The sequence below is a fragment of the Vreelandella boliviensis LC1 genome, from assembly GCF_000236035.1.
In the GTDB taxonomy this organism is placed as follows: domain Bacteria; phylum Pseudomonadota; class Gammaproteobacteria; order Pseudomonadales; family Halomonadaceae; genus Vreelandella; species Vreelandella boliviensis.
This window is the reverse complement of sequence record NZ_JH393258.1, coordinates 708777-723719: the sequence shown is the minus strand read 5'-3', so window position 1 is coordinate 723719 and position 14943 is coordinate 708777. Positions and strand designations below refer to the sequence as shown.

General features: G+C 56.3%; 11 protein-coding genes. 8 read left to right on the top strand and 3 right to left on the bottom strand.

Features of this window, described 5'->3' with window-relative positions:
- Window positions 1-356: 356 nt before the first annotated feature.
- The 5 genes from KUC_RS12535 (at window position 357) to KUC_RS12515 (ending at window position 7742) form a co-directional block, all read left to right on the top strand.
- Complete coding sequence (locus tag KUC_RS12535; RefSeq protein ID WP_007113574.1) at window positions 357-2006, top strand: DASS family sodium-coupled anion symporter; 1650 nt, start codon at window positions 357-359, stop codon at window positions 2004-2006.
- 191 nt (window positions 2007-2197) lie between these two features.
- Window positions 2198-3343 carry an exonuclease SbcCD subunit D gene (locus KUC_RS12530; RefSeq protein WP_007113573.1) on the top strand — a complete coding sequence of 382 codons (1146 nt, stop codon included), beginning with the start codon at window positions 2198-2200 and terminating at the stop codon, window positions 3341-3343.
- Entirely contained in the window at window positions 3340-6405 is a 3066-nt protein-coding gene (locus KUC_RS12525) for an AAA family ATPase (RefSeq protein WP_007113572.1), read from the top strand. Before KUC_RS12530 ends, KUC_RS12525 begins: the two co-directional genes overlap by 4 nt.
- Before the next feature lie 105 nt (window positions 6406-6510).
- The gene (locus KUC_RS12520; protein ID WP_007113571.1) at window positions 6511-7254 is read left to right on the top strand and encodes a tellurite resistance TerB family protein; all 744 of its coding nucleotides are present in this window, start codon (window positions 6511-6513) and stop codon (window positions 7252-7254) included.
- Window positions 7254-7742, top strand: a complete 489-nt coding sequence (locus tag KUC_RS12515) for a phosphatidylglycerophosphatase A family protein (RefSeq protein WP_007113570.1) — start codon at window positions 7254-7256, stop codon at window positions 7740-7742. Before KUC_RS12520 ends, KUC_RS12515 begins: the two co-directional genes overlap by 1 nt.
- Window positions 7743-7831: 89 nt before the next feature.
- Here the strand turns inward: KUC_RS12515 and KUC_RS12510 are convergent, their stop codons facing one another.
- The 3 genes from KUC_RS12510 to KUC_RS12500 all read right to left on the bottom strand — a co-directional run bounded on the left by KUC_RS12510 (window position 7832) and on the right by KUC_RS12500 (window position 11084).
- Window positions 7832-9214 (bottom strand): NAD-dependent succinate-semialdehyde dehydrogenase, encoded by a 1383-nt coding sequence (locus KUC_RS12510; RefSeq protein ID WP_007113569.1) that lies wholly within the window; start codon window positions 9212-9214, stop codon window positions 7832-7834.
- Between the two features lie 185 nt (window positions 9215-9399).
- Complete coding sequence (msrA, locus tag KUC_RS12505; protein WP_007113568.1) at window positions 9400-10068, bottom strand: peptide-methionine (S)-S-oxide reductase MsrA; 669 nt, start codon at window positions 10066-10068, stop codon at window positions 9400-9402.
- 107 nt (window positions 10069-10175) lie between these two features.
- Complete coding sequence (locus KUC_RS12500; protein ID WP_007113567.1) at window positions 10176-11084, bottom strand: LysR family transcriptional regulator; 909 nt, start codon at window positions 11082-11084, stop codon at window positions 10176-10178.
- A 180-nt stretch (window positions 11085-11264) separates the two neighbouring features.
- Here KUC_RS12500 and KUC_RS12495 point away from each other — a divergent pair, with 180 nt between their 5' ends.
- The 3 genes from KUC_RS12495 (at window position 11265) to KUC_RS12485 (ending at window position 14898) form a co-directional block, all read left to right on the top strand.
- Window positions 11265-12776: a CoA-acylating methylmalonate-semialdehyde dehydrogenase gene (locus KUC_RS12495; protein WP_007113566.1), complete on the top strand. Its 1512-nt coding sequence runs from the start codon at window positions 11265-11267 to the stop codon at window positions 12774-12776.
- Between the two features lie 26 nt (window positions 12777-12802).
- A complete protein-coding gene (locus tag KUC_RS12490; RefSeq protein ID WP_007113565.1) occupies window positions 12803-14491 on the top strand; it encodes a GMC family oxidoreductase in 1689 nt (562 codons plus the stop codon).
- A gap of 203 nt (window positions 14492-14694) precedes the next feature.
- Window positions 14695-14898, top strand: coding sequence for a cold-shock protein (locus KUC_RS12485; RefSeq protein WP_007113564.1), 204 nt, complete (start codon window positions 14695-14697; stop codon window positions 14896-14898).
- Window positions 14899-14943 lie beyond the last annotated feature (45 nt).

Genomic DNA, 14943 nt, shown 5'->3' with positions numbered 1-14943 from the left:
CATGCCTGTGCAGTGTTCGGTAGCCTCCCCGCAGTCCCGTTACCGTAGTGATAAGGCAGGCAGTAGTAAAAAGTATAGTCAAGATTGGGTAGTATTCTGAGTTCAGGTAAAAAATCACCAGCGCCAACACGGTTTTGGCACCTTCGAGTTCGCCGCAGTAATAGAGGTTTAGTTAATAGTTAAACTAAAGTTGTTAGACTTTGGTTGTAATTATAAGTAATTAACTGGACTAATTGCCTATTGCAGTTAATAAAGGGCGCCAAAGGAGGTTCCGCGTTGCCCTCGGGTGGCTTGTTTACCTGGATGCCTACCCTCGATTTGTTCTTTTCACTCTGACCGTAAGTGGCGCAAATTGTATGTATAAAACCACCCTGATGACGGTATGGGATCAGCTATGGCATTCCCACTACCAAGCCAAAAACCTATTGATGTGCGCGCTGCCAACGGGTGGAGCCGCCCACGCCGCAGCTTCCAATACCAAGCGCAACCCTTCCCCTCAGCCCAAGCCGCCCGCCTACACCACACCTCAGAAGGTTGGCTTGGTGCTTGGCCCGCTGCTGTTCGCCTTGATTGCGCTGTTTTTTCACCCTGAAGATTTAAGTTTTGAAGGCCGCATGGTGCTGGCCACTACCTTATGGGTAGCGGTGTGGTGGATTACTGAAGCCATTCCTATCCCCGCCACTTCGCTGCTGCCTATCGTGCTGTTGCCGATTACCGGCACGCTGGAGAGCAGTGCGGTGACGGCCGCTTATGGCAATCCGATTATTTTCCTGTTTTTGGGCGGTTTTATGATTGCCCTGGCGATGGAAAAGTGGGATCTGCACAAGCGTATCGCGCTGTCGATTATCGCCGTCCTAGGTACCAGTATTAACAGCATTGTGTTCGGCTTTATGGCCGCGACCGGTTTTTTGTCGATGTGGGTCTCCAACACCGCGTCGGTCATGATGATGCTGCCTATCGGTACCGCTATCGTGTACCAGGTAAGCCAGGAACTGGCTAAAAGCGACGGCGACCACAGTGTCGAAATCGAAAAATTCAGTAAAGCGCTGATTTTTGCTATCGGCTACGGCGGTACCATTGGTGGTTTAGGGACGCTGATTGGCACCCCGCCCAATATTATTCTTGCCGCGATTATCAACGAGCTGTTTGGCATTGAGATTTCTTTCGCCGGGTGGATGATGTTTGCCTTTCCCGTTGTGGTGGTGCTGCTATTTAGCGCTTGGTTGCTGCTGACGCGGGTGTTTTTCCCGGTTAAATTTAGCCATCTACCGGGCGGGCGAGAGCTGATCAATAAAGAGAAAGACGCCTTAGGTTCAACCAGTTTTGAAGAGAAAGCAGTGCTGGCTGTTTTCCTGTTTGCGGCCTTTATGTGGATCACCCGCTCGTTCTTGTGGCAGGGGCAGATCATTAATATCCCCGGCATTAACGACACCATGATCGCGATTGTCGCGGCGCTGCTGCTATTTCTGATTCCTTCCAAAAATAAAGGGGGCTGCCTGCTGGGGTGGGATATCGCCAAAGATGTACCTTGGGGTATTTTGCTACTGTTCGGCGGCGGCTTAGCGATTGCCGCAGGCTTTGGCTCATCCGGTCTGGCGGAATGGATCGGCGGGCAGATGAGTGTGCTGGAAGGCGTTAACTTCCTGCTGGTCATTCTGCTGGCGACCGGGATGGTGCTGTTCTTAACCGAAATTACCTCGAATACCGCCACGGCCACCATGATCCTGCCGGTGCTGGCATCGCTGGCGCTGGCGCTGGATGTTCACCCCTTTGTACTCATGGTGCCCGCCGCCATGGCCGCCAACTGCGCCTTTATGCTACCAGTGGGCACCCCACCCAACGCGATTATTTTTGCCACCGGCAAGATCAAAATCATTGAAATGGTGCGCACCGGCTTCTGGATCAACATTATTGCCATGTTGCTGATTGTGGCCGCGGTTTACTTCCTGCTGCCAGTAATGTGGGGGGTCGATCTAACCACGTATCCCGACGCCTTACGTCGTTAGTAATGCTGCCCAGTACTGCTGTCCAGTACTGATGCCCAGTACTGATGCCCAGTACTGATGCCCAGTACTGATGCTTAGTCCCGACTAGCCCCGCCCTCGAGCGGGGCTTTTTTGTGGAGAGATGGAGTTTTGTGGGTAGATAGAGTATCTGGTTGTTATCATGCCGCTACACACTTTTTATTGAGTTTGTTATGCGCCTACTTCACACCGCTGATTGGCACCTAGGGCGTCTGTTCCACAACCTTTCGCTGCTGGATGATCAGCGCCATGTGCTCGACCAACTTATTGAGATCATCGACCGCGAAAACGTCGATGCGGTGTTGATTGCGGGGGATATCTACGACCGCTCGGTGCCTCCTTCGGCGGCGGTAACGTTGCTGGATGAGGTGCTCCACGCGCTCTGCGAAGAGCGCAAACTGCCGGTGATTATGATCTCAGGCAACCACGACGGTGCCGAACGGTTACGCTTTGGTGCCCGCCATCTTCGCCAGGCCGGGCTGCATATTCTTTCCGACCTCGCCGATTACGCTACCCCTGTCACGCTGACGATTAAGGGCATTGAGGTCGATGTGTTCGGCATTCCCTACGCTGACCCTGAACATGTGCGTAGCCAGTTTGAGGTCGATACGCGTGATTTTGACGCTGCCCACCGCTATCTGGTTGAGCGCATTAGCGAACAGCGCCACCCTACACGCCCCTGCGTACTGATGAGCCACTGCTTTGTGGATGGCGGCAGCGCTTCTGATTCCGAGCGCCCACTGACCTTAGGTGGTGCCGAAAGCGTCGCCTGGGAGCCGATGCAAGGCTTTGATTACGTGGCGCTTGGCCATCTCCACGGCCCGCAGTACCGCGGCGGTGAGCATATTCGCTACAGCGGCTCGCTGCTCAAATACAGCTTTTCTGAAGCCAATCAGCGCAAAGGCGTTACGCTGGTGGATATCGACGTGTCCGGCGTCACCCAGATCGAACAGATCCCGCTGATACCCAGCCGTGAAGTGCGCGTGTTAGAGGGCGAGATTGATACCTTGATCGCCCAGGGGCGAACAGACCCACACGCCGATGACTACCTGCTGGTGCGGCTAACGGATCGCCACGCGATACTTGACCCCATGGGCAAGCTGCGTGAGGTGTATCCCAACGTACTGCATCTGGAGAAGCCCGGCATGCTGGACGCGCGGGGTAAACAGCAGCTTGATCGCGAGCGGCAGCGCTTTGATGCCCTGGATATGTTCAGCGACTTCTTTAATCAAACCAGCGGGGAGGCCATGAGCGATGAGCAGGCTAGCGCCATGGCGGAATTAATTACCCAACTGCAGCGCGATGAGGCCCAGCAATGACGCCATTAGTCCTCACCATGCAGGCGTTTGGGCCTTTCGCGGGTAGTGAGACCATCGATTTCACCGCGCTAGGCAGAAGCCCCCTGTTTCTGATCAACGGGCCTACCGGCGCCGGTAAAAGCTCGATTCTCGATGCGCTGTGTTTTGCGCTCTACGGCCAAACCACCGGCAATGAACGCGACCCTACCCAGATGCGCTGCGACCAGGCCAATGCCACGCTGCTGACCGAAGTCACGCTGGATTTTCGCTTACGTGGCGTTGATTACCGGGTGCGTCGCGTGCCCCAGCAGGAGCGCCCCAAAGCGCGCGGCGAAGGCACCACCACCCATAACGCGGAAGCCCAGCTGTGGCGCTTGAACGCACAGGGTGAGCAGGAAACCTGCCTGGTAGCACGCAAGGTCAATGATGCCACCGCAGAACTGCAAACTTTGATAGGGCTGGATGCCAACCAGTTTCGTCAGGTAATGGTATTGCCCCAGGGCAAGTTTCGCGAACTGCTATTGGCAGGTTCCAAAGAGCGCGAAGTGATTTTTTCCCAGCTGTTCCAAACCCAAATTTTTCAGCGCATCGAAGAGCGCCTGCGTACCCAGGCCAATCAAATCGAGCGGGCGGTGAATGACCATCGCCAGCATATTAGCGGCATTCTCGCCGGTGGTGAGCTGGAAAGCGAAGCCGCGTTAGTGCAGGAGCAAGAGACGCTGGCGCCTCAGGTGGAACAGGCACGGCAACGCTTTGACACCGCCCAGCAGCAGCGCCGCCATGCCGAACAGCAGCGCGACGAAGCCCAGGCGCTGCAGCGCCAATTTGCGGCCCAAGAGTCGCTTGCGGCGGATAAGGCCCGCCATCTTGAGCAGCACGCCCATATACAAAGCATTAAGGCGCGTTTAGCGCAAAGCGCCCACGCCCAGGCGCTACGTCCGCAGAGCACTGCGCTCGCCCAAGCGCAGCAGGCGTTAACCACCGCTCAAGCAGAGCAGCGCCAGGCGCAAGCCGGGTTAACCACCCAACGGGCTAAGGCAGAACAGGCGCAACAAGCGCTGGAAACGGCACGCCAGCGTCAGACGGAGCTTCCCACACTGCGTGAGCGGCACCGCCAGTTGGGGGAGTTTATCCACAAAGGCCAGCAGCTAAGCGAGCTGCAGACGTGTTTTCAAACGGCGCAGGCCGCCTGGCAACAAGCCGATGCTGCGCTTAAACGGGATGAAAAGCAGCTAGACAGCATTCGCCAGCAGGGCGAAGCGATAGGCGTTAATCTGGAGCGTTTGCAGACAGAGTTTCAGCAACTGGCCAGCGCCCCCGCAGAGTTAAGCCGCCATGAAAGCCTGCTCAAGCAGCGCCAAGAGCTGGATGAACTGACCCGGCAGGAGCGGGAGTTGACCGTCCAACAGCAGCAGGCAACGGACGCACTCAACCGTCAACAAAGCGAAGCAGCGCAAGCGCAGCGTCATGCCACAGAGCAGGAGATGCGCTGGCACCAGGGGCAGGCTTCGCTGTTAGCGCTTAGCCTTGAAGTGGGCGCCCCTTGCCCGGTGTGTGGCAGCCGTGACCACCCAGCTCCAGCGGTTCAAAACGCAGCTGTCGTTACCCAGGCGCAGGTAGAAACGGCGCGCGCTGCCCTGGAAAAAAACCGCCAGGCGCAGCAAGCCGCTGAACGTCATCACCATCAGCTCGCCCAGCAGATTAGTCACAACGCAGAGCAGGTTGAGCGGCTTACCCAGCAACTGGGTGAGTGGGCCAGCCAAGCGCTGATGGAACTGCACAATGCCTGCAAAGGATTGCGTCGCCAAGCGCAGCGTCGGGAAAGCGTTGAGGGTGAAATTCGCCAACAAACCGCTGCCCGCGATGCGCTGCGCCGGGAGTGGGGCGCGCTGGATAAGCAGCTGAAAACCCAACGGCCGACGGTTGAAAAGGCGAAAGAAAACGCATTGCGCCTGGAGAGCCAGCGTGACCAGTTGAGCCAATCACTGCCGGAAGATGCCCGCGACCCAGAGGCTATGCGCCGAACCCTCGCTGAGCTTGAACAGCAAATCGCCCAGCTTGAAAAAGCCTGGGAAAGCGCTCAGCAGGCGCTATCGATTGCTCAAACCCAGCTGGCACGGTCGGACGAGCAGTTACGCGGCGCTAGCGAACGCGTCGAGCATCGCCAACAGGTGCAAGCGCAGGCGCAAACTGAGTGGCTAGCGGCGCTGCAGGCCAGCCCCTTCGAGGATGACGCATCGTTTCAGGCGGCGCAGTTGGACGACACCCAGCAGCAAGAGCTGACCCGCCAGGTCGAAACGTATCAACAGCGCCTGGCTGAACTGGAAGGGGCGCTGCAGAGTTACCAAACCCAGTTGGCGGATAAAACGCTGCCAGATCTCGCTGCGTTGACCCGGCTAACCGAGGCTGCCCAAGCGGAAGAGAGCACCCAGCTAGAGGCGTGGCGAACGCTTGACGGCAGGTTAACCACACTTAAAGGCATTCACCAAAAGCTGGCCGCGGCCCACGCCGCCCAGGCCGAGCTGGAAGCCCAGTACCAGCTGTGGGGCACGCTCAGCGAAGTCGCCAACGGCCGCACCGGGCATCGCATCAGTTTGCAGCGCTTTGTGTTGGGCGTACTGCTGGATGACGTGCTGATTCAGGCCTCCGAGCGTTTGGTGCGCATGAGCCGCGGGCGCTATCAGCTGGTACGCCGGGAAGATCCCTCAAAAGGCAACAAAGCGTCGGGGCTAGAACTTGATGTGGCCGACACCTACACCGGAAAGAACCGCTCGGTAGCGACGCTTTCCGGCGGCGAGTCATTTATGGCGGCGCTGTCGTTGGCGCTGGGTCTTTCGGATGTGGTGCAGGCGTATGCTGGCGGCATTCAACTGGATACGCTATTTATCGATGAAGGTTTCGGCAGCCTTGATCAGGATGCCCTAGACCAAGCCATCGCTATGCTCAGCGAACTGCAAATGGGCGGGCGCATGATCGGGGTGATCTCCCATGTCAGCGAACTCAAAGAGCAAATGCCAGTCCGTATAGAAGTGTGTGCCAGCCGCCAGGGGAGTTCGGTGGAAGTAAAGGGCGCTCTTTTTTAATGCCTAAGACGGCGTTAGTTAATGCTGTGTTCATACAGTATGTTTTATAAAGTGAGTGAATCGTTAAACGAGCCCTAAAGATAATACTTACTTAGGAGTACAAGGATGAACGCAAGCAAGATTTTACAGCAGCTGATGCAGCAAGCTGGCGGTAGCCAGAAGGGCGGCAGTAGCAGTGGTGTCGATGTTAAAGGCATGCTGAGCGGACTCTCTAAGCAGCTAGGCGGTGGCAGCAGCGGTCAAAGTAGCGGCTCCTCCAGTGGCTTTGATGTTAAAAGCCTGCTCGGTGGCGGCGCCATGGGCATGTTGATCGGCTCCAAACGTGGACGCAGCATGGGCGGCAAAGCGCTGAAATATGGTGCCATTGCCGGTGTGGGCGTACTGGCGTGGAAAGCGTGGCAGAGCTCCCAGGCGGCGAAAAATGGCAATGCGCAGCAAAATACCGCCCAAAATGCCTCAGAGGGCGAGCGGGTAGAAGTGCTTAGCGGTGAGTATCAAGAGCGGCGCAGCCTTGAGCTACTGCAGGCAATGATTATGGCCGCCCGGGCCGATGGCAATATTGATGAGCAGGAGCAGGCGCTGATTACTGAACAGATTGACGCCCTAGGTGCCGACCAAGAGATGCATAACTGGGTGGAGCAGCAGCTAAACGCACCGCTGGATGCCCAGGCACTGGCCCGCGAAGCGGACTCTCCCCAAGCTGCACGCGAGATGTACCTGATCAGCGTGGCCGTGACTGACGATCAAAATCCCATGGAGCGCGCCTGGCTTGATCAGTTGGGCAGTGCGCTTAACTTGCCTAAAGAGATGACCGCCGAACTAGAGCGCCAAGCGCAGCAGGCGGGTTAATGCTCGATACGGTTAATTTTTGGATAGCCACCGGCTTTGGGCTGGGGCTAGCGCCGGTGGCGCCAGGTACTTTTGGCTCGCTGCTGGGCATCCCTTTGGCGTGGTGGTTGTTAAGCCGCCCACTGGTTCAGCAGGGCTCTATCATCGCTGTGCTACTGGTGCTAGCGGTACCAGTTTGCCACGTCGCCGCGAGGCACTATGCTGGGTTAGATCATGGCAGCATCGTTGCCGATGAGTACCTGGCATTTCCGCTGGCGGTAATAGGCTTAGCCGCGGCGCGCCATCCGCTGGTAATGGTGCTGGCATTCGGTGTTTACCGCTTCTTCGATTCGATAAAGCCGCCGCCGATTCATCTGGCAGAGTATGTTCATGGCGGTTTTGGCATTGTTTTGGATGATGTTATCGCCGCGTTGGTGACCTGGATAGTAATGGCGATTGGGATAAAGCTTTGGCAGCGTCGAACCCGTGAACAACAGTTAAACTCTTAATAATACTCGCAACGAAAAAAGCGCCGCCAGCCTAATGAAAAGCTAGCGGCGCTCTCTGTTATCGCTCACGATTTTGAGCGTTTACTTCATTACTCTTGAACGACTATCACCGACTTAACATTGACGAACTCAAGCATACCGAAGCCACCGTGTTCGCGGCCGTAGCCGGAGTTTTTAACGCCGCCAAAGGGCATTTCCGGGGTAGCAACACCAAAGCCATTGATAAACACCATGCCAGTATCAAAGTACTTGCTGGCAAGCTCTGTGGCGCGTTTCACATCTTTAGAGATAATGCCGCCGCCCAGGCCGTAACGACTGTCGTTAGCAATGCGCATGGCGTCTTCGTCATCCTTGGCACGAATCAGCGCAGCGACGGGGCCAAACAGCTCGTCATCGTAAGCGGGCTGACCGGGGGTGACGTTGTCCAGCACGGTAACCGGGTAAAACGCGCCCTTACCGGATGGTTTTTCGCCACCGCAAAGAATCTTCGCACCTTTACGCACGCTCTCTTCGACTTGATCGTGGAGGCCATCACGCAGATCAACGCGGGCCATGGGGCCTAGGTCGCTGTCTTCTTGGGTCGGGTCACCCGCTTTCAGCGCCTGCATGCGCTCTACGTAGCGCTGTTTGAACGTTTCATAGTTCTTTTCAGTCACTACAAAACGCTTGGCCGCGACGCAGGTTTGACCGCCGTTGTAGACACGTCCTGTTACGCATGTATCAATCGCCACATCCATATCGGCGTCATCGAGTACCAGATAAGCGTCGTTAGAACCCAGCTCAAGTACCGTCTTTTTCAGGTTCTCAGCGGCTTTAGCGCCGACTTTACGGCCTGCGCCGTCACTGCCCGTTAGCGTGACGCCGCGCACTGCAGAGTGAGCGATCACCTCGTCAGAAATAGCGTGAGAGATCACTAGCGTGCGGAAGACATTTTCGGGGAGGCCCGCTTCACGGTAGATCTTTTCCAGCAGCAATCCGCTACCGGTTACGTTTTCAGCGTGTTTTAGCAGCACGCCGTTACCCGCCATTATATTGGCGATGGAGTAACGTACCACCTGATACGCGGGGAAGTTCCAAGGCTGAATGCCGTAGATCACACCCATTGGTGAGTAGGTCACAAAACCACGCTCGCCATTGCCAGGCTGACGCTCTTCGTCGGCTAGCTTGTTGGGGCCATGTTCAGCAGTGTAGTCACAGATGCCGGTACACAGATCGACTTCCTGGCGGGCTTGAGAAGGCAGTTTGCCCATCTCTTTGACCATCAGGTCGGCAAGCTCTTCTTTATGCTTTTGCAGCGCTTGGCCAATTGCTTTGACCGTTTTAGCGCGGCTTTCCAGAGATTCTAGGCGCCAATCGAGGAATGCCTCGTAGCAGGCGTCCACTACCTGCTTGGCTTCCGCGCTACTCATTAACGCGTAGGTGTCAAGGGTTTCACCATTGGTGGGATTAATCGTCGTGATACTGTTGCTCATAAGATCTCCTATCTATAGATCAACGTTTGGGTCAAAGCGTCCAGCTCCTGGGCGCTTAGACGACCGGTCTACTTCTCATGTGCAGTCACTCTAGTACAAATGAGAGTGTTTGCATAATTAAGTACTCACAGTGGGGCATTGTTTTAAGGTATCAGTTCCGCGAGAAAGGCGAATAAGATGCTTTGCTACTCAAACGTAGGCCCGCCGGCCTCTTCACCCCACACTTCTTCCAGGCGGCCATCACGACCACAGCTGTAGCGGTAGAACTTATAGCGCACGGGGTTCTTTTGATAATAGTCCTGGTGGTACTCCTCAGCAGGCCAGAACGTAGTGGCTGGTACTATTTGGGTGGCGATCTCCCGGTCAAAGCGCGCTTCCATTTCGGCTTTGGACGCTTCGGCCAGTTCACGCTGGGCTTCGTCGTGATAGAAGATCGCCGAGCGGTATTGATCGCCCACATCGCAGAACTGACGGTCAACCGCAAAGGGGTCGATGTTGCGCCAGAAAATTTCTAACAGTTGCTCATAGCTGATCTGCTCTGAATCGTACTCGACCTTGACTACCTCGGCGTGGCCCGTGTCTCCCCGGGTGATATCTTCGTAGCTGGGGTTCTCAAGCTCGCCACCGATATAGCCGGAAGTGGTAGCACTGACGCCGAGTTGGTTATCGTAAGGCGGCTCCATACACCAGAAGCAGCCACCGGCAAAGGTCGCTTCCGCACTGCTCTGTTGTTGAGAGGACTGTTCTTGAGAGGATTGTTCTTGAGAGGATTGGGCTTGAAGCGAAGGGCTGGCTAGGCCAGCGGCAGCTAACGCGACAAACGTGAATGGACGCAGAAGGGACGGTCGGTTCATTGCAAGCACTCCAGGGGCGGGGGCGAGTTACTGCCTATTATTGAGTCGATTAGTGGCTTGGTGTTCCCTTTCCTTACAGCTCCTTTCTTACAACCCTTTTTTATGACTTAGCCAAGACGATGGGGCCATACCTCATCCAGCGTACTGAGCGCAGCGTTGACGCTCGGTTCGTTGGCGCTGACGTGACGCCAAATAAAGCTCAACGCGCAGGGCAGACGAATATTATCCGCTACCGCCAGGCCGCTCTCCTGGCGCTCGGTCATCGCCAGGGCGTCTCGGGCCAAGCTTAAACCAACGCCTGCGCGCACTAGATCAAGCATGCAGGCCTCCTGGTCCACCTGGGCTACTCGATTGGGGACTGCGCCGCTCGGTGCCAGCGCCTGCTTTAACAGCCGATGGTGGGCGGAATCCTGCGGCGTAACAATCCAGGGCAGCGTGGCTAAGTGCTCCCAACGGGTATCAGTGAGTCGGTTTTCCCAGCCTGCAGGGGCAATCACGTGATAATCAAAGTGGGTTAGCTCACGCCAAGCCAGCGCCTCATGCCCTTTTCCAGCGCCTTGGCCGGGTGGCGCCAGGTAAAACCCCACATCTAAATCACCTTGTTCAATGCGATTAAGCACGCTGCCGCTCATTCCATGCTGCAGCTCGGTTTCTAGCTGCGGTGCTCGGGCCATCAATCGGCTCAAAAATGCGCCTAGACGTAGAAATTCGGGGTCGACAATGGTGCCGATTGAGAGCTTGCCGCGCAGCGTGCTATGCAGTGTTCCGGCGGTTTGCTCAAACGCCTGGGCGCTGGTCAGGGCTTTTTCAGCGGCAGGTAGCAACGCATGGCCGTCGGCCGTCAGCGCTAGACCCTGAGGGCGCCGACTAAACAGCGTGAGTCCTATATTCGCCTGCAGCTGCTTCAACTTTAGGCTAATGGCCGGCTGGGTCAGGTGTAGCTGTTCTGCGGCGCGTGAAACGCTACCCGTTCGTGCAACGGCCACGAAGGCGCGCAGTGTGGCGTATTCTTGCATGATGGCCCTCAAATACTTGCTGTGATATTAGCAAAGCTTATAACTGGCTTTTAAATAACTCAATTGATCCGTTCGCAGCGCACGGTAGGCTAGGCTGACATTAGACTCTTGCTAGCAAGCGTTTTTAGGCAAGCTCTTCACGCGTGTTCTTAATATGCGTCTTTAAAAGCAGGCAATACCATGACAACAACAGCGATTCAGCACTTTATTAATGGCCAGGTCACCGCTGGTGAATCCTCTCAATCCCAGGACGTATTTAACCCCGCCTCGGGACGTGTGACCGGTCGCGTGTCGCTAGCGTCTCCGGCGGACGTCAATACGGCGGTAGAGGCAGCACAAGCCGCTTTCCCAGCCTGGGCAGATACGCCGCCCATCCGTCGCGCCCGGGTGATGTTCAAGTTTTTGGAATTGCTGAACGTCCATAAAGATGAACTAGCCGAGGCGATTACCAAGGAGCACGGCAAAGTATTCACCGATGCCCAGGGGGAAGTGGCCCGCGGTATCGATATTGTTGAATTTGCCTGCGGTATCCCGCAGTTGTTAAAGGGTGACTATACCGAGCAAGTCAGCACCGGGATTGATAACTGGACGCTGCGCCAGCCGTTAGGCGTCGTGGCTGGTATAACGCCGTTTAACTTCCCCGCCATGGTGCCGATGTGGATGTTCCCGCTGGCAATTGCGGCTGGTAATACGTTTATTTTGAAACCCAGCCCGCTCGACCCCAGCGCTTCGCTGCTGATGGCTGATCTGCTAAAGCAGGCGGGCCTGCCCGATGGCGTGTTCAACGTTGTGCAGGGTGATAAAGACTGCGTGGAAGCGCTTATCGACCACCCACACGTTAGAGCGTTGTCGTTTGTGGGCTCCACGCCGGTCGCCAACCTGATCTACGAGCGCGGTGCGCGCAACGGCAAGCGCATTCAAGCCTTGGGCGGGGCCAAAAATCATATGGTAGTGATGCCTGATGCGCATTTGGATAAAGCCGTCGATGCACTGATCGGTGCTGCCTATGGCTCTGCCGGTGAGCGCTGCATGGCAATTAGTGTGGCGGTGTTGGTCGGCGATGTGGCGGACAAAGTCGTCCCTGCATTGGCGGAGCGGGCAAAAGCGCTAAAAGTAAAAGATGGCATGCAGCTGGATGCAGAAATGGGTCCCATTGTGACTCGCCAAGCCCACCAGCGGATTACCGGGTATATCGAAAAAGGCGTGGCTGAAGGCGCCGAACTGTTGGTCGATGGCCGCAACTTTGACGCCACAGCGGCGGGGGAGGACTGCGCCGACGGGTTTTGGATGGGCGGCACGCTGTTTGACAATGTCACTCCAGAGATGACGATCTACAAAGAGGAGATTTTTGGCCCGGTGCTGGTCTGTGTGCGGGTGCCGGATATTGCCACCGCGATCCAGTTGATTAACGACCACGAGTTCGGCAACGGTGTTAGCTGCTTTACCGAAAGCGGTACGGTTGCGCGTGAGTTTGGCCGCCGTATTCAGGTCGGCATGGTGGGCATCAATGTGCCCATTCCAGTGCCTATGGCGTGGCACGGCTTTGGCGGCTGGAAGCGCTCGATGTTTGGTGATACCCACGCCTATGGCGAAGAAGGCGTGCGTTTCTACACCAAGCAGAAATCGATTATGCAGCGCTGGTCGGATTCGATTGATGCCGGGGCTGAGTTTGTGATGCCCACGGCGAAGTAACGCCCACACGTTACCGGAGCCGACTAATGTCAGAACCCACCAATAACAATTTCGACTATATCGTGATTGGCGCAGGCACCGCGGGGTGCCTGCTGGCTAATCGTTTGAGCGCTAATCCCAATAATAAGGTGCTACTGATAGAGGCGGGCGGTCGCGATAACTACCACTGGATTCATATTCCGGTGGGCTATCTCTACTGCATTAATAACCCACGCACCGACTGGCTGTTTCGCACCGAGCCCGATAAAGGGCTCAACGGCCGTTCGCTGATCTACCCGCGGGGGAAAACCCTGGGCGGCTGCTCCAGCATCAACGGCATGATCTATATGCGCGGCCAGGCGCGGGACTACGACCACTGGGCGGAGGTCACCGGCGACAACGCATGGCGCTGGGAGAACTGCCTTCCCGACTTCATCAAACACGAAGACCACTACCGTCTGGACGAGGGCGGCGATGCAGACGAAAAACACCGCGACTTTCACGGCCACGGTGGCGAGTGGCGGATCGAAAAGCAGCGCCTCAAGTGGCAGGTGTTGGATGATTTCGCCGAAGCTGCTGTGCAGGCGGGCATCCCGCGTAGCGACGATTTTAACCGCGGCTCTAATGAAGGCGTGGCCTACTTTGAGGTTAATCAGCGCTCGGGCTGGCGCTGGAATACCGCCAAAGCATTTTTACGCCCTGCGCTTAAGCGCAAAAACCTCACACTATGGCACTCCACCCAGGTCAATCGGCTGCTCTTTGAGCAAGGGGACGCACTACGCTGCACGGGTGTAGAGGTAGAGCGAGGAGGTAAAACCCAGCGTGCGATGTTAAGCAAGGAAGGCGGCAGTGCAGAAGTGGTGCTCTGTGCAGGCGCTATTGGTACGCCACATCTACTTCAGCTTTCCGGTGTGGGGCCCACAGAGACGCTGCGTGAGCACGGCGTGGAGGTGGTGCATGAGCTGCCGGGTGTCGGCGAAAACTTACAGGATCATCTGCAGATTCGTTCGATATATCGGATCACCAATGGCAAAACCCTAAATGCCATGGCCAGCACACTGTGGGGTAAAGCGGGGATTGGGCTCGAATACCTGCTTAAACGCTCTGGGCCGATGAGCATGGCCCCTTCGCAGTTAGGCGCTTTTACCCGCAGTACGCAGGATCAGCCGCACCCCAATATCCAGTACCACGTGCAACCGCTAAGCCTGGAAGCCTTTGGCCAGCCGTTACACCCGTACCCAGCGATTACCGCCAGCGTATGCAATTTGAACCCCACCAGCCGTGGCACGGTGCGGCTTAAAAGCAGCGACCCGCGCCAGGCCCCGGCGATTTCTCCCAATTACCTGAGTACTCCTGAAGATCGCAAGGTGGCCGCGGATTCTCTACGGGTGACAAGGCGCATCGCCGAGCAGCCTGCGTTTGCGAAATACGTGCCGGAAGAGGTGAAGCCCGGCGTCGAGTACCAAAGCGACGATGAGTTAGCCCGCCTGGCCGGTGATATCGGCACGACTATTTTTCACCCGGTCGGCACCGCCCGAATGGGGCGCGAGGATGACGTTATGGCGGTGGTCGATGCGCGGCTGCGAGTGCGCGGTATTAGCGGGCTAAGAGTGGCCGACGCCAGCGTTATGCCGACAATCACCAGCGGTAACACAAACTCGCCCACGCTGATGATTGCGGAGAAGGCCGCTGGTTGGGTACTGGCTGAGAGTCGTCAGGTTTCAGGCAGTACCTAGTGGCAAGATATATTAATCAGTGTTTTATGGGGTGTTGACGTGGCAGGGCAGTTAAGCGCAAAATGTCGTCAGTTGGTTAGCAAGTCGAACGTTGTCAGCAGTATAGAAGCGCCTCTAGCGTTAAATCTGGTGAAAGTCTCTTGTTATGCCCACTGCAATTCGGGTATTTCCCGGTTTAATTAGCAATATTGAGGATTTGGATAATGGCAACTGGTACCGTTAAGTGGTTTAACGACACAAAAGGTTTTGGCTTTATTTCTCCTGACGACAATGGCGACGATCTGTTCGCGCATTTCTCTGAAATTCAGGCAGAAGGCTTCAAATCTCTGCAAGACGGTCAGAAGGTTTCCTTCGACGTCACCCAGGGTAAAAAAGGCCTTCAGGCTTCTAACATCAAGCCTGTTTAAGTTAACTCTTAAACATTGTGATGTTAGTAATCATCGCCTAGCGTT

Coding starts and splice junctions, on each gene's coding strand:
- KUC_RS12495 (WP_007113566.1), top strand. CDS start 11,265: ATGACAACAACAGCGATTCAGCACTTTATTAATGGCCAGGTCACCGCT.
- KUC_RS12485 (WP_007113564.1), top strand. CDS start 14,695: ATGGCAACTGGTACCGTTAAGTGGTTTAACGACACAAAAGGTTTTGGC.
- KUC_RS12525 (WP_007113572.1), top strand. CDS start 3,340: ATGACGCCATTAGTCCTCACCATGCAGGCGTTTGGGCCTTTCGCGGGT.
- KUC_RS12500 (WP_007113567.1), bottom strand. CDS start 11,084: ATGCAAGAATACGCCACACTGCGCGCCTTCGTGGCCGTTGCACGAACG.
- msrA (WP_007113568.1), bottom strand. CDS start 10,068: ATGAACCGACCGTCCCTTCTGCGTCCATTCACGTTTGTCGCGTTAGCT.
- KUC_RS12515 (WP_007113570.1), top strand. CDS start 7,254: ATGCTCGATACGGTTAATTTTTGGATAGCCACCGGCTTTGGGCTGGGG.
- KUC_RS12530 (WP_007113573.1), top strand. CDS start 2,198: ATGCGCCTACTTCACACCGCTGATTGGCACCTAGGGCGTCTGTTCCAC.
- KUC_RS12510 (WP_007113569.1), bottom strand. CDS start 9,214: ATGAGCAACAGTATCACGACGATTAATCCCACCAATGGTGAAACCCTT.
- KUC_RS12490 (WP_007113565.1), top strand. CDS start 12,803: ATGTCAGAACCCACCAATAACAATTTCGACTATATCGTGATTGGCGCA.
- KUC_RS12520 (WP_007113571.1), top strand. CDS start 6,511: ATGAACGCAAGCAAGATTTTACAGCAGCTGATGCAGCAAGCTGGCGGT.
- KUC_RS12535 (WP_007113574.1), top strand. CDS start 357: ATGTATAAAACCACCCTGATGACGGTATGGGATCAGCTATGGCATTCC.